This window comes from Pseudomonas fluorescens, from assembly GCF_902498195.1.
GTDB lineage: Bacteria > Pseudomonadota > Gammaproteobacteria > Pseudomonadales > Pseudomonadaceae > Aquipseudomonas > Aquipseudomonas fluorescens_BU.
The window spans coordinates 609,154-623,822 of the sequence record NZ_CABVIY010000001.1; the positions used below are offsets into that span (position 1 = coordinate 609,154).

9 protein-coding genes are annotated in these 14,669 nt (G+C 62.7%); 4 read left to right on the plus strand and 5 right to left on the minus strand.

The genetic code is table 11. The features are described from left to right. Nucleotides 1–15 precede the first annotated feature (15 nt). Together F8N66_RS02885 and F8N66_RS02890 are read left to right on the plus strand one after the other, a co-directional pair. Nucleotides 16–1,323, plus strand: a complete 1,308-nt coding sequence (locus F8N66_RS02885; protein WP_150768729.1) for an aminotransferase class III-fold pyridoxal phosphate-dependent enzyme — start codon at nt 16–18, stop codon at nt 1,321–1,323. Between the two features lie 9 nt (nt 1,324–1,332). After that, a complete protein-coding gene (locus F8N66_RS02890; protein WP_150768730.1) occupies nt 1,333–2,760 on the plus strand; it encodes an aldehyde dehydrogenase family protein in 1,428 nt (475 codons plus the stop codon). A gap of 125 nt (nt 2,761–2,885) precedes the next feature. On the opposite strand, the gene ilvD is transcribed toward F8N66_RS02890, so the two are convergent. After that, complete coding sequence (ilvD, locus tag F8N66_RS02895; RefSeq protein ID WP_150768731.1) at nt 2,886–4,568, minus strand: dihydroxy-acid dehydratase; 1,683 nt, start codon at nt 4,566–4,568, stop codon at nt 2,886–2,888. A gap of 385 nt (nt 4,569–4,953) precedes the next feature. Here ilvD and mqo point away from each other — a divergent pair, with 385 nt between their 5' ends. Together mqo and F8N66_RS02905 are read left to right on the plus strand one after the other, a co-directional pair. After that, entirely contained in the window at nt 4,954–6,597 is a 1,644-nt protein-coding gene (gene mqo / locus F8N66_RS02900) for a malate dehydrogenase (quinone) (protein WP_150768732.1), read from the plus strand. A 1,416-nt stretch (nt 6,598–8,013) separates the two neighbouring features. Next, nucleotides 8,014–8,325 carry a DUF6124 family protein gene (locus F8N66_RS02905; RefSeq protein ID WP_150768733.1) on the plus strand — a complete coding sequence of 104 codons (312 nt, stop codon included), beginning with the start codon at nt 8,014–8,016 and terminating at the stop codon, nt 8,323–8,325. Between the two features lie 427 nt (nt 8,326–8,752). Here the strand turns inward: F8N66_RS02905 and F8N66_RS02910 are convergent, their stop codons facing one another. The 4 genes from F8N66_RS02910 to F8N66_RS02925 form a co-directional block, all read right to left on the minus strand. Beyond that, nucleotides 8,753–10,315, minus strand: a complete 1,563-nt coding sequence (locus F8N66_RS02910; RefSeq protein WP_150769215.1) for an amino acid permease — start codon at nt 10,313–10,315, stop codon at nt 8,753–8,755. Between the two features lie 284 nt (nt 10,316–10,599). Beyond that, nucleotides 10,600–11,760, minus strand: coding sequence for an iron-containing alcohol dehydrogenase (locus tag F8N66_RS02915; protein WP_150768734.1), 1,161 nt, complete (start codon nt 11,758–11,760; stop codon nt 10,600–10,602). Nucleotides 11,761–11,763: 3 nt separating this feature from the next. Further along, nucleotides 11,764–13,155: an aldehyde dehydrogenase family protein gene (locus tag F8N66_RS02920; protein WP_150768735.1), complete on the minus strand. Its 1,392-nt coding sequence runs from the start codon at nt 13,153–13,155 to the stop codon at nt 11,764–11,766. A gap of 37 nt (nt 13,156–13,192) precedes the next feature. Further along, nucleotides 13,193–14,566 carry a glutamine synthetase family protein gene (locus F8N66_RS02925; RefSeq protein WP_150768736.1) on the minus strand — a complete coding sequence of 458 codons (1,374 nt, stop codon included), beginning with the start codon at nt 14,564–14,566 and terminating at the stop codon, nt 13,193–13,195. Nucleotides 14,567–14,669 lie beyond the last annotated feature (103 nt).

Here is a 14,669-nt window from a genome sequence, read left to right on the forward strand (position 1 = left end):
GATGGATAACACGCAATGAACCCGATTTCCTCTTCGGCGCTGTGGGCGCCGTTTACCCCGATGCGCCCGTTCAATCGCCAGCCGATGCTGTTCGACAGCGCCGAGGGCATGCATTACACCACCACCGAAGGCCGCCGGGTGCTCGATGCCATGGCCGGACTCTGGTGCGTCAACGCCGGCCACGGCCAGGCACGCATCGTTGAAGCGATCCGCGAAGCGGCGGGGCGCCTGGACTTCGTGTCCTCGTTCAAGATGAGCCATCCGGCGGCCCTGAGCATCGCCGATCAACTGGCCGCGATCGCACCGGGCGGGCTGGAAAAGGTGTTCTTCACCAACTCAGGTTCCGAGGCGGTGGACACCGCGCTGAAGATTGCCCGCGCCTACCACCAGGCCCGTGGCGACAGTCGCCGGACCAAGTTGATCGGCCGCGCCAAGGGTTATCACGGCATGGGGTTTGGCGGCTTGTCGGTGTCCGGTATCGGACGGCAGAAGCGCGACTTCGGGCCGCTGCTGGGCGATGTGGCGCACCTGCCGCTGCCTTATGACGCCAGCCTGCGCTTCAGCGCCGGCCAGCCGCAGCAGGGCGCGCACTATGCCGAGGCGTTGTTGCAATTGCTGGAAATTCACGACCCGGCAACGGTCGCGGCGGTGATCGTCGAGCCGGTGACCGGCTCCGGCGGGGTGTACGCGCCGCCTGTGGGTTACCTGCAAAAACTGCGGGAAATTTGCGACCGCCATGGCGTGCTGCTGATTTTCGATGAGGTGATTACCGGTTTCGGTCGCCTGGGGCATTCGTTCGCCGCCCAGGCCTTCGGCGTGACGCCCGACCTGATGACCCTGGCCAAAGGCCTGACCAACGGCGCTGTGCCCATGGGTGCGGTGCTGGTCAGCGGTTCGGTGTATGAGGCGTTCATGCAAGGTCCCGAACAAGCCATCGAGCTGATGCACGGCTACACCTATTCGGCCCATCCGCTGGCCTGTGCGGCGGGGTTGGCGACCCTGGCGGTGCATGAGGAGCTGGGTATCAACGCTCACGTTCGGCAGGTCGCTCCGGTCTGGCAGAATGCGGCGCTGGCATTGCGTGACAGCCCCCTGGTGCAGGACGTGCGCGCCATCGGTCTGCTGTGCGCCGTGGAACTCAAGACACGCGACGGTGCGCCAGGCGCCCGTGCCGCCGAGGTCGCGCAGCGCTGTTTCGACGCCGGGCTGCTGGTGCGCGCCTCGAGCGAGAACATCGTGCTGTCGCCGCCGCTGATCATCAGCGAAGAGCAGATCGCGCTGATCTTCGACACCTTGCAGCGTGTGCTCGATCAAGTCGCCTGAGGAGGCCCGATGAATTACCAGGACTTCTATATCGACGGCCAGTGGGTCAAGCCCCTGGGCGGCGACACCCTGGCGGTGATCGACCCGTCCACCGAGGGCGCCATTGGTGTGATCAGCCTGGGCAGCCGTGCCGACCTTGATCTGGCCGTGGCGGCGGCCCGACGTGCCTTCCCGCTGTACGCGGCATGGTCGCGGGAGCAACGCCTGGACCTGTTGGCCGCCATCATCGAAGGCTATCGCCAGCACAGTGAAGCGCTGGTGGAACTGGTGCACCGGGAGATGGGCGCGCCGCTGTCGCTGGCCCGCAGTGCCCATGTGCCGGCGGGGCTTGGGCACTTGCAACGGGCCTTCGAGGTGCTGCGCAACTACGCGTTCGACCAGCCGCACGGCACCACCCTGATCAGTCGCGAGCCGATTGGCGTCTGCGGGTTGATCACGCCCTGGAACTGGCCGCTCAACCAGTTGACCTGCAAGCTCGCGCCGGCCCTGGCGGCCGGTTGCACCCTGGTGCTCAAACCGAGCGAGAAGGCGCCGTTGTCAGCGATGTTGCTGGCCGACATTCTGCACCGGGCCGGCGTACCCAAGGGCGTGTTCAACCTGGTCAATGGCGATGGCCCGACCCTTGGCGACGGCATCGCCCGCCATCCCGACATCGACATGGTTTCGTTCACCGGCTCGACCGGCGCCGGCATCGCTGTGGCCAAGGCCGCGGCGGATACGGTCAAGCGGGTGTCCCAGGAGTTGGGCGGCAAGTCAGCCAACCTGATCCTCGCCGATGCCGACATCGACAGCGCGGTCCGGCACGGCGTGACCAGTTGTTTTCGCAACAGCGGGCAATCGTGCAACGCACCGACCCGGTTGTTGATTCCAAGGGCGTTGCAGGCGCAGGCCGTGGACATCGCCCGCAGCGTCGCGGCGCAGATCTGTTTCGACGACAGCCATCCGGCCAGTGCCATGGGGCCGCTGGCCAATGCCGCGCAATTTGAACGGGTGCAGGCGTTGATCGGTGCCGCCATCGATCAAGGGGCGCACCCCGTATGCGGCGGCGTCGGGCGCCCGGACGGTGTGAGCCGGGGTTATTACACGAGGCCGACGGTGTTCGCCGATGTCCATCCGGACATGCCGATCGCCCGGGAGGAAGTGTTCGGGCCGGTGCTGGTGATCATCCCCTATGACACCGAAGACGAGGCGGTGGCGATTGCCAATGACAGTCCTTACGGCCTTTCGGGGTATGTCACGGCGGGCACGCTGGACAGGGCCCGTTCGGTGGCACGGCGCCTGCGTACAGGCATGGTTCACCTCAACGGCAGCAAGGCTGACAACGGCGCGCCGTTTGGCGGTTACAAGCAGTCGGGCAATGGCCGCGAGTGGGGGGTGCACGGGCTGGAGGATTATCTGGAAGTGAAGTCGATGTTTGGTTATGAGCCGGCCGCCTAGCGATTCTTTTCGGTGAATTTGACGGCCTCTTCGCGAGCAAGCCCGCTCCCACAGTGAAACGCATTTCAACTGTGGGAGCGGGCTTGCTCGCGAAGGCGTCAGTCCAGTCAGCGCAGAACAAATGCCTAAAGGTACTTGTCGGTCACCGCCCCTTCCGAAGCACTGGACACGGTCTTCGCATACTTGGCCAGCACCCCGCGCTTGTACCTCGATTCCGGCCGCACCCAGGACGCCTTGCGCCTGGCCAGTTCAGCATCGGTTACATCCACCGTGATCTGCCGGGTCTCGGCATCGATGGTGATCCTGTCGCCATCCTCGACCAATGCAATCGGCCCGCCCTCAAAGGCTTCCGGCGTGATATGCCCCACCACGAAACCATGGGAACCCCCGGAAAAACGCCCGTCGGTAATCAGCGCAACGTCCTTGCCCAGCCCCTTGCCCATCACCGCCGAGGTCGGCGACAGCATTTCGCGCATGCCCGGGCCGCCCTTGGGCCCCTCGTAGCGAATCACAATCACCTCGCCCGCCTGCACTTCGCCGTTAAGGATGCCGGCCAGCGCACCTTCCTCACCGTGATACACCCGCGCCTTGCCTTCAAAGCGCAGGCCTTCCTTGCCGGTGATCTTGGCCACCGCGCCGGTGGGCGAGAGGTTGCCGCGCAGGATCACCAGGTGCGAATCCTTTTTGATCGGCTGGTCGAAGGGCAGGATCACGTCCTGGCCCGCAGGGTAGTCGGGCACGCTTTCGAGGTTTTGCGCCAGGGTTTTGCCGGTGACGGTCATCACATCGCCGTGCAGCATGCCGGCGGCCAGCATGCGTTTCATCAGGGGCTGGATGCCGCCGATGGCCACCAGTTCACTCATCATGTATTTGCCGCTGGGGCGCAGGTCGGCCACCACCGGCGACACTTTGCCCAGCTCGACGAAATCATCCAGGGTCAGTTCGACATCCACCGCATGGGCCATGGCCAGCAGGTGCAGCACGGCATTGGTCGAGCCGGCGAGGGCGATCACCACGCGAATGGCGTTTTCGAAGGCCTGGCGGGTCATGATGTCCCGTGGCTTGAGGTCGAGCCTGAGCAGCTCCATCACCTGTTGCCCGGCGCGATAACTGTCCGAGGCCTTGTCGCTGCCCACCGCCTCCTGGGAGCTGGAACCGGGCAGGCTCATGCCCAGCGCCTCGATGGCCGAGGCCATGGTGTTGGCGGTGTACATGCCGCCGCAGGAACCGGGGCCGGGGATCGCCACTTCCTCGATCTGCTTGACCTGGATCTCGTTGATGTCACCGCGCGCATGCTGGCCCACGGCTTCGAACACGGAAATGATGTCGGTGTGGCCGGCACCGGGGCGGATGGTGCCGCCGTAGACGAAGATCGACGGCCGATTGAGCCGCGCCATGCCGATCAGACAGCCCGGCATGTTCTTGTCGCAACCGCCCACCGTCACCAGCCCGTCAAAGCCCTCGCAGCCGACCACGGTCTCGATGGAGTCGGCAATCACCTCGCGGGACACCAGTGAATACTTCATGCCTTCGGTGCCGTTGGCGATGCCGTCGGAAATGGTGATGGTGTTGAAAATCACCCCTTTGGCGCCGGCGGCATTCGCGCCTTTTTCCGCTTCGATCGCCAGCTTGTCGATGTGCATGTTGCATGGCGTGACCATTGCCCAGGTGGAGGCAATGCCGATCTGCGGCTTCGTGAAGTCTTCATCGGTAAAGCCCACGGCACGCAGCATGGCCCGGGCCGGAGCGGCTTCGACGCCATCGATCACTTCTGAGGAATACTTGCGCAGATCGTCTTTGTCGCTCATTGCTGGCTCCTCGCACGCTCTATTCGGAAAAAGCAGAATGAGTATAGAAGGCCAGGCGCGGCGCCCCGGACTAACCAGTCGCGAACAGACGCGCGGGTTTGCCATGTCGTGATATTCTTGGCAACAACTTGGTTTGACCTATTCAGTTTTCCTGCCGCTAAGGCGGGCGAACAGAATCACTGTCGCTCAAGTAGCTGAAGCCAAAAAAGATAAGAAGTCAGTTCAGTAGGGACATATAACTGGGGTCGATGCAGTCAGTCGGCCTTGTGTGCCCATCCTCCAATCCTCGCGGGCGAGAACCCGGGACAGGTGCCTGCCTGTCGTGATCAAGGGACTCCTCGACAAGGATCGAAGGGCGGATGACGTTTTATCATAGGTGCTACAGATGTTTAAAAAAGTGAACACGGCCCTGCTGGGGTTGGCGTTGTCGTTGGGGATGACGACAGCCCAGGCGGAAGAAGCCAAGAAAGTCGATGTGCTGCTGATTGGCGGCGGCATCATGAGCGCCACCCTGGGTGTGTGGCTCAATGAGCTGGAACCGGGCACCTCGATGCAAATGATCGAGCGTCTCGACGGCGTCGCCCTGGAAAGCTCCAACGGCTGGAACAACGCCGGCACCGGGCACTCCGCCCTGGCCGAGCTGAACTACACGCCGGAAGACGAGAACGGCAAGGTCTCGATCCCCAAGGCCGTTGAAATCAACGAAGCCTTCCAGATTTCCCGTCAGTTCTGGGCCTGGCAGGTTCAGCAAGGCGTGCTGAAAAACCCGCGTTCGTTCATCAACGCCACACCGCACATGAGCTTCGTGTGGGGCGATGACAACATCAAGTTCCTGAAAAAGCGCTACGAAGCCCTGCAGGCGAGCCCGCTGTTCGCCGGCATGCAGTACTCCGAAGACCCGGCCGTGATCAAGAAGTGGGTCCCGCTGATGATGGAAGGGCGTGACCCGAACCAGAAAATCGCGGCCACCTGGAGCCCGCTGGGCACCGACATGAACTTCGGCGAAATCACGCGCCAGTTCGTTGCCCACCTGCAAACCACGCCGAAATTCGACTTGAAGCTGTCCACTGAAGTCCAGGACATCACCAAGAACGACGACGGCAGCTGGCGCGTCAGCTACAAAAACCTGAAAGACGGCAGCAAGTCCGAAACCGACGCCAAGTTCGTGTTCATCGGCGCCGGCGGCGGTGCCCTGCACCTGCTGCAAAAGTCGGGCATCCCTGAAGCTCGCGAATACGCAGGCTTCCCGGTGGGTGGCTCGTTCCTGGTGACCGATAACCCGGCCATCGCCGAGCAACACCTGGCCAAGGCCTACGGCAAAGCCTCCGTCGGCGCACCGCCGATGTCGGTTCCGCACCTGGACACCCGCGTGCTGGACGGCAAGCGCGTGATCCTGTTTGGCCCGTTCGCGACCTTCAGCACCAAGTTCCTCAAGGAAGGTTCGTACCTGGACCTGCTGACCACCACCACCACGCACAACGTGTGGCCGATGACCCGTGTCGGCATCAAGGAATACCCGTTGGTGGAATACCTTGCCGGCCAGCTGATGCTGTCTGACGAAGACCGCCTCAACGCCTTGAAGGAATACTTCCCGAACGCCAAGGCCGAAGACTGGCGCCTGTGGCAAGCGGGCCAGCGCGTGCAGATCATCAAGCGTGACGAAGCCGCCGGTGGCGTGCTGAAGCTGGGCACTGAAATCGTTGCTTCTGCGGACGGTTCGATCGCGGGTCTGCTGGGCGCCTCGCCGGGTGCCTCGACTGCTGCGCCGATCATGCTGACCGTGATCCAGAAGGTGTTCAAGGACAAGGTCGCGACCCCTGAGTGGCAGGAAAAACTGCACAAGATCGTGCCGAGCTATGGCACCCAGCTGAACAGCGACCCGGCGAAAGTGGCCGAGGAGTGGGCCTACACCGCCAAGGTGCTGGAACTGCCGGCGCCGCCGGTGATTGGTCAGGCGGCGGCTCCGGCTGTCGAGGCTGAACAAGCCAAGCCGGTGAAAGAGAGTGCTGCGGCTGATATGGCGCTGTAATCCGGTTGACCTGCCATTGCGACGGGGCTGACTGAACGGCAGTAAAGAAAGCCCGCTGAACCGGTGACGGTCAGCGGGCTTTTTTGTTCTATATGGGTTTTCATGAGCTCACCAGTACCTTTGGGAGCTGGCTTGTCGGGTCGCCGCATCGCAGCGATGGCGGCCTGCCAGCCGACCTGTCTTTCGCGGATGTACCCAATCCCTTGTGGGAGCGGGCTTGCTCGCGAAGGCGGCCTGGTAGCCGACCTGTCTCTCGCTGACGGAGTACATATCCATTGCTGCGGTAACGGCTACGTATGGTTTCGCCCTGACGGCCGACTCCCTTTGGCAAACGCCGGAGTGCCGGCCCAACCCAAAGGAAGCAAAGGTCTCGCCCCGGCGTCCGGCCCCTCGCCAAGGCTCGGGGTTCCTTCGCTCCGGCATTCATCCGGGGACACTGCCCTCCGGTTGGCTTCGCTGCACCTACATGCAGCGTGTTCGACTGCGTCGAACGGCGCTGCGCGCCACTCCCCGGATAAACACCGGAACGAGGCCTGCCGATGGGGCGGGAAGATCAAAATCAAAAGCCGGCGAGGCGAGCTGACACTCGACCTGGTTTGGCGGGTGTACCCAATCCCCTGTGGGAGCGGGCTTGCTCGCGAAGGCGGCCTGGTAGCCGACCTGTCTCTCGCTGACGGAGTACATATCCATTGCTGCGGTAACGGCTACGTATGGTTTCGCCCTGACGGCCGACTCCCTTTGGCAAACGCCGGAGTGCCGGCCCAACCCAAAGGAAGCAAAGGTCTCGCCCCGGCGTCCGGCCCCTCGCCAAGGCTCGGGGTTCCTTCGCTCCGGCATTCATCCGGGGACACTGCCCTCCGGTTGGCTTCGCTGCACCTACATGCAGCGTGTTCGACTGCGTCGAACGGCGCTGCGCGCCACTCCCCGGATAAACACCGGAACGAGGCCTGCCGATGGGGCGGGAAGATCAAAATCAAAAGCCGGCGAGGCGAGCTGACACTCGACCTGGTTTGGCGGGTGTACCCAATCCCCTGTGGGAGCGGGCTTGCTCGCGAAGGCGGCCTGATAGCCGACCTGATTTTGCGGATGTACCTAATCCCTTGTGTGGGGTCTGCTCGCAATGGCGATGGCGACGTCAACGATAACGCGCACCCGCCGGGCTTGCGCTTGCCAGGCCCTCTGGTTAACCTTCCCGCCGTCGCTGCCAATTCAGCGATCGGGTGTGGTAGCCCGGTGTTGTTATAGGACCCAGAACGCCTCAGGGCGTTTTTTCATGCTGGCTGCTTTGTGGCGGCTGTGCATGGGAGGCTTCGGCCTGCCGGGTTCCTATGACCGGTCTACCACCCCGTGTACAGTCGTCTCCCTATTTAGCGTGGTAGCAGATGGGGAGAGGCTCACTTTCATAGGAGCTTCACTATGTTCAAGGTAACTCCGAATCCCCCGAACGCGGACAGCAACACTGACACTGATCCAATATCCCCACCACCAAAGCCAGCCATGGCCGAACGCCGCCCCAACCCCATTTTTACCATCGCCCCCGACGTCAATAACGAAACTCTCCTGGTTCACGCCTGTGAAACCCTGGCCTCGGCCAGTGTCATGGCGAGTGAGCTGGCGTTTATCCTTGAAGGCCCGAAATGCAATTTGGCGTTGGGCATTCAGCAGATGATTGCGCTGGCGGAGTTATCGGTGAACCGCGTGCTGGATCACGTGGATCCGCAGGAGTAGGCGAGGATGTCGATGCATCGCCATGCGTAGTCGCAAGCCCGCTGGACCATTAACCGTCAGCGGGCTTTTCATGCCCGGTTTCCATCTGATCCGTATTTTTCAGCGCTTTCTGCCTCTGTAATGCACTCAGTTTGCGCCGCACAATAACGGCAAGTTCCGCAACCTGGATTGCGGTGCACCGCAAAACTCAACGTGTAGGGGGCCTTATGGGCAAGATGGCGATTTTTCTGGGTGGCTTTCTGGTGCTGACTATTTTCATCGGTGTGCTGGCGACGATTTCGCCGACGTGAGGGGTAAGGGCAGTCGCCGCGATTGAACGCGCTCTGGCTGCCCCGATCATGCGTGTCCGGTTCGATCCATGCACCGCCCTGGGCCGTCTCGAAGGTTGAAGATCCGTCCCTTGTAGCAGCGGGCTCGCCCCTGCAATCTAGACGCCCGTCCGTTTGTCCAAAGCCGCCTCGGCCGCTGCAATTTCGGCCTGGCGCCGGACAATCATGTCGCCCACGGGTGGCCCCTGGAACCGTCGCGCTTCAAAGCCGAACCAGACGATGGCGGTCAACACCAGGAACCCGATGGTGATGTACAGCGCCCAATCGTTGGGTGGCTGAATGCCGATCACAAAGATGATCACCATCGACAGCACCGAGAGAATGGCAAACACCGAGTACCAGAATCGCCCCATGTTCCACGGTCCCATGGTCGGCCACTTCGAGGTGCCGTAGGTAAACAGCCCCAGCACAATGGGAATGACGAAGGAGAAGAACAGGAAGATCACCGTGCAGGACACCACGATGGTGTAGACCGGTGTTTCGCCAATCGAGATCACCGACGATCCCCAGACGAACAGCACCGCGAGGGTGGCACCGGTCCAGATCGCGGCCACCGGGCTGCGGAAGGTCGGCGACACCGAGGCCAGGGCCTTGGAGCACGGCAGGCCGCCATCGCGGGAGAAGGCGAAGATCATGCGTGACACCGAGGTCACGGTCGCCAGGCCACAGAGCACCTGCGAGACGAAGATCGCCGCGTACAGCGCGTCCTTGAGCAACGGGTTCACCTGGGTGTTCATGGCCCAGAAAAATACGCTCCAGCCTTGCTTGGCGGCCTCGTCCATGCTCGGCAGCATCAGCACGAACGCACTGAGCATGACCCAGCCGAACAGCAGCGACCAGATCACCGACATGACCATGCCCCGTGGCACGGACATGGCCGCGTTGCGTGTTTCCTCGGAGGTGTGCGCGGAGGCGTCGTAGCCGGTGATGGTGTAGATCGGCAACAGCAGGCCGAGCATGAAGATCCAGCCGTTGGACACCTGTGGCCAGACATTGCCGCCGGCTTCGCCGGAATAGTTGCCGAAGGTCACCAGCCGGGAGAAATCGTAGCTGGGCGCCGAAATCAGGCAGACCACTGTCAGCGCCAGTGCCGTGGCGAAGATCAGGTAGCCGGAGAAGTCGGTGAGCCTGGCGGTCAGGCCGATCCCCAGGTGATTGCACAGGGCCTGGAGCCCGGTGAGGATCGCCAGGAAGATCACCCGTGTCGTGGTGGTGTCTTCCATGCCGAGGGTCGGTCCGAAGGCGCCGAAAAAGAAGTAATAGGTGCCGACGTTGATCGCGCCGAGCACCGTGACCAAGCCCAGCAGATTGAACCAGGCCGTGAGCCAGCCGGTGAAGCGGTTGCCCAGGATCGAGCCCCAGTGATACAGGCCGCCCGCGGTCGGGTAGGCCGAGGAGATCTGCGCCATGGCCAGGGCGAACACCCCGGAAATCAGGCAGCCGATCGGCCAGCCGATGCCGATCGAGGCACCGCCCGCGCCCGAGGTGCCCTGGGCGAGTGAGTTGATGCCTCCGGAGAGGATGCAGATGATCGAGAAGGAAATCGCAAAGTTGGAGAAAACCCCCATTCGTCGCGAGAGCTGCTGGGCATAGCCCATGCTGTGCAGCGCTTTGACGTCTTCGTCGTGCACGTCGGTGCCGGGCTGGCTTGCTGGGTTCATCATGTGTGCCCCTTCAGGTTTTGATACGCATCCATCCGGACCCCCGGACGAGTTGGCTTTCAACCCCTTGTCGTACTGCTCCTGTTTGCCACCGTTGAACCTGTCCATTTCGACCCTTGCAGGAGCCGAGCTTGCTCGCGATGGTCGTTAACGATAACGCTGGGTATCAGGTTCCCCCGCATTATCGTTAACGACCATCGCGAGCAGGGCTCGCTCCTACAGACGACCGCGGGTTGTCAGGTTCCCGGCGTTATCGTTGACGTCCATCGCGAGCGTGCTCGCGCCTACAGGCGGCCGTGATATGCCGCTGCGAAAATATCCGCCACGCCGGCCCGGGTCAGGGGCAGCGGGTTGCCGCCGGCCGAGGGGTCGACAATCGCCATGTCCGCGATCAGGTCGGCCTGCTTGTCGTCAACGCCCAGCTCGAACAGCGTATGGGGCACGGCGATGTCCTTGCGCAATTTCAGGATGAAGGCCAGGAAGCTGTTGAAACCCGGGGAGGGCAAATGCAAATAAGCCGCCAGGCGTGTAATGCGCTCCTCGATGGCCGGGCGATTGAACGCCAGGACATAGGGCATCAACGTGGCGTTGGTCATGCCGTGGTGGGTGTCGTACAGCGCACCGATCGGGTGGGCGAGGGCGTGCATGCCGCCCAGGCCTTTCTGGAAGGCGGTGGCGCCCATCGCCGCCGCCGCGAGCATTTTTCCCCGAGCATCAAGGTCCGAAGGCGTGTGTACCGCGCGCACCAGCGCATCGGTCACCAGCCGCATGCCTTCCACGGCGATGCCGTCGGCCATCGGGTGAAAACCGGGGGCGCAGTACGCCTCAAGGCAATGCGACAGCGCATCCATGCCGGTGCCGGCGGTGATTTTCGGCGGCATGCCGACGGTCAGGGCCGGGTCGCTGATGACCACGCGCGGCATCATTTTCGGGTGGAAGATGATGCGTTTGGTGTGGGTTTGATCGTCGATGATCACCGCCGCCCGGCCCACTTCAGAACCGGTGCCTGCGGTCGTCGGCACCGCGATGATCGGCGCGATGCGGCTTGCATCGGCACGGGTCCAGTAGTCGCCGATGTCCTCGAAATCCCACACGGGGCGGGTTTGCCCGCTCATGAACGCAATCAGCTTGCCCATGTCCAGGCCGCTGCCGCCGCCGAAGGCCACCGCGCCATCGTGCTTGCCCGCGCGCCAGGCGTCGAGCCCGCCGGCCAGGTTGGCTTCGACCGGGTTGGGCTTGAGGTCGCAAAACAGCGCAGCGCCCAGCCCCGCATCGAGCAGCGATTGCAGCGCAGCCGTGGTAATTGGTGCTCGCGCCAGGCCGCTGTCGGTGACCAGTAACGGTCGCTGGATACCCTGGCTGCGACAGACTTCGGCCAGCTCGCTGATGCGGCCGACACCGAAGCGAATGCTCGTGGGGTAGTTCCAGTTTCCAGTCAGGCTCATGGCTCAGATCTCGTGGCGCAAATGGAAGGATTTGGCGCGGGTCAGGTGTTCGTAGCCCAGGCGCGACAACGTCACGCCGCGCCCGCTGTTCTTCACCCCGGTCCAGGCCAGCGCCGGGTCCAGGTAATCGCAGCGATTCATGAACACCGTGCCGGTCTCGATCTCGTTGCCCAGGCGTTCGGCGGCGGCCAGATCCCGGGTCCAGATCGAGGCGCTGAGGCCGAACTCGCTGTCGTTCATCAGGGCGATGGCTTGCTCGTCTCCGGTCACGGGCATGATGCCGACCACCGGACCGAAGCTTTCATCGCGCATGACTGACATGTCATGGGTGACATCGACCAACACCTGCGGGGCCAGGTAGGCGCTGCCGGGCACATCCTTGGGGAAGTCCTGCGGACCGATCAGCGCCCTGGCGCCCTGAGTCAGCGCTTCGGCGATCTGGCCGCGTACGAAATCAGCGGCTTTTGCATTCACCAGTGGACCCAGCGTAGTGGCTTCGTCCAGCGGATTGCCCAACACGTACTGGCGGGTCAAGGCGGCGAAGCGTTCGATAAACGCCGGGTAGAGGGTCTGATCGACATAGATGCGTTCGATGGCGCAGCAGCTCTGCCCGGAATTGAAAAAGCTGCCGTCCACCAGGTTTTCCACGGCGTGTTCGAGGTTGGCGTCGGCGCGAACGTAGGCCGGGTCCTTGCCGCCGAGTTCCAGGCCCAGGCCCATGAAACGTTCGACGGCCGCGTGTTCCATGGTCCTGCCGCCGTTCACCGAACCGGTAAAGTTCACTTGATCAAGCTTTCCCGATGAGATGGCGGCTGACGTAGAGAGATGGCTGAGTACAAGATTCTGGAACAGACCCTCGGGAAGCTGTGCGCGGCGAAAAGCTTCGGCGAAACGCTCGCCCACCAGCAGGGTTTGCGAGGCGTGTTTAAGGATGACGCTGTTGCCGGCCATCAGCGCCGGAATGAGGGTGTTGACGGCGGTCAGGTAGGGGTAATTCCACGGGGCGATCACCAGTACCGTGCCCAGTGGTTCGCGTTTGATATGCCGGCGAAAACCGTTGATGGGCGTGGGTTCAACGTCCGCCAGCGCCTCGGGCGCAATGGCGATCATATGCCGCGCACGCTCTTCAAACCCGCGCAGCTCGCCGGCACCGTAACGCACCGGGCGGCCTATTTGCCAGGCCAGTTCCGGGACGATCTCATCTTTCATGGCCAGCATCGCGTTCACCGCTGCGCTGCAAAAAGCCGCGCGTTCGCTCAGGGGGCGGCGTTTCCACTGCGCCTGGGCGGTGGCGGCCACGTCCAGTGCCTTATCGAGTTGGATAACGTCGGCGCATTCACGCTCGGCGTAGACCCGGCCATCGACCGGGGAGATGAGCTGAATCTTCTCAGGCATGATGTTCTCAGCGTTGGTTTTTGCCATCGGGGTTGACTCAATAACGCTCGAAGCCGCGCTGCAGTTCCCAATCGGTGATCCGCCGGTCGTACTCTTTCTGTTCCCATTCGGCGGTGTGCACGTAGTGGTCGACCACTTCATCACCGAAGGCCTCGCGCAACATGCTTGAGGACTTCAGCGCGGCACTGGCCTCGCGCAGGGTCTTGGACACTTCCGGCAGATGCTCGTCAACGTAGGCATCGCCTTCATAGGGCGGGTCGAGGCTGAGTTTTTCATCGATGCCCGCCAGCCCCGCGGCGATCAGCGCGGCGAAGGCCAGGTAGGGGTTGAGATCGGCGCCGCCGATGCGGCATTCGATGCGGATGGATTTGCTTTGCTCGGCGCACAGGCGGAAGCCGGCGGTGCGGTTGTCGCGGCTCCACACCGCGCGGGTCGGTGCGAAGGTGCCGGCCTGGAAGCGCTTGTAGGAGTTGATGTAGGGCGCCAGAAAGCAGGTGATGTCGTTGGCGTACTTGAGCTGCCCGGCCACCCAGGCGCGCATCAGTTTCGACATGCCGAACTCGGCCTTGGCGTCGAAGAACAGCGGCTTTTTCGCGTTCTTGTCCCACAGCGAATTGTGGATGTGGCTGCTGGAACCGGCGGCGTCATAGCGCCACTTGGCCATGAAGGTGATCGCCTTGCCCTGCAGTTGGGCGATCTCCTTGCAGGCGTGCTTGATGATCACGTGGTGGTCGGCCATGGTCATGGCATCGGCGTAGCGAATATTGATTTCTTCCTGGCCCGGGCCCCATTCGCCCTTGGAGTTTTCCACCGGAATGCCGCTGGCCTGCAAGTGCTTGCGAATCGCCCGCAGCACCGGCTCTTCGCGGGTGGTCTGCAGAATGTTGTAGTCCTCGATGTAGTGCCCGGCGGTTTTCGGTTTGTGATAGTTGCGCTTGTGGATGGCCTCGTAGCTTTCGTCGAACAGGTAGAACTCAAGCTCGGAGGCGAACATGCCGGTGTAGCCGCGCTCACGCAGGCGCTCGACCTGTTTTTTCAGGATCGCCCGAGGGCTGTGGGGCAGGTCGCGGCGATGGTGATGATCGAGCACGTCGCACAGCACCAGCGCCGTGCATTCCAGCCAGGGCACTTTGCGCAGGGTGCGCATGTCGGGCTTGAGCACAAAGTCGCCGTAACCTTTGCTCCAGCTGGCGGCGGCGTAGCCGGGCACCGGTTCCATGTCGATGTCGTCGGCCAGCAGGTAGTTGCAGCAGTGGGTTTCTTCATGACCGCTGTCGATGAAAAACTCGACCTGGAATCGCTTGCCCACCAGTCGCCCCTGCATGTCGACCATGCACACCAGGACGGTGTCGATTTCGCCGGAGGCGGCAGCACGCTTGAGTTCGTCAAAACTGAGAAGGGGCTCGGTCATCACGGCAAGTCCTGCGCAAATGGTGTGGGCCTGTCTGAAATAGCTGTTGCAGACGCTCTCCAGAAACAACCCATACCTGCAGACGCGAGCATCGTGAGCAATT

What these genes read in the sequence shown, in the direction of transcription:
- F8N66_RS02915 (WP_150768734.1), bottom strand. Translation starts at nt 11,760, where the DNA reads ATGAGCCTGACTGGAAACTGGAACTACCCCACGAGCATTCGCTTCGGT.
- F8N66_RS02905 (WP_150768733.1), top strand. Translation starts at nt 8,014, where the DNA reads ATGTTCAAGGTAACTCCGAATCCCCCGAACGCGGACAGCAACACTGAC.
- mqo (WP_150768732.1), top strand. Translation starts at nt 4,954, where the DNA reads ATGTTTAAAAAAGTGAACACGGCCCTGCTGGGGTTGGCGTTGTCGTTG.
- F8N66_RS02910 (WP_150769215.1), bottom strand. Translation starts at nt 10,315, where the DNA reads ATGAACCCAGCAAGCCAGCCCGGCACCGACGTGCACGACGAAGACGTC.
- F8N66_RS02890 (WP_150768730.1), top strand. Translation starts at nt 1,333, where the DNA reads ATGAATTACCAGGACTTCTATATCGACGGCCAGTGGGTCAAGCCCCTG.
- ilvD (WP_150768731.1), bottom strand. Translation starts at nt 4,568, where the DNA reads ATGAGCGACAAAGACGATCTGCGCAAGTATTCCTCAGAAGTGATCGAT.
- F8N66_RS02920 (WP_150768735.1), bottom strand. Translation starts at nt 13,155, where the DNA reads ATGCCTGAGAAGATTCAGCTCATCTCCCCGGTCGATGGCCGGGTCTAC.
- F8N66_RS02925 (WP_150768736.1), bottom strand. Translation starts at nt 14,566, where the DNA reads ATGACCGAGCCCCTTCTCAGTTTTGACGAACTCAAGCGTGCTGCCGCC.
- F8N66_RS02885 (WP_150768729.1), top strand. Translation starts at nt 16, where the DNA reads ATGAACCCGATTTCCTCTTCGGCGCTGTGGGCGCCGTTTACCCCGATG.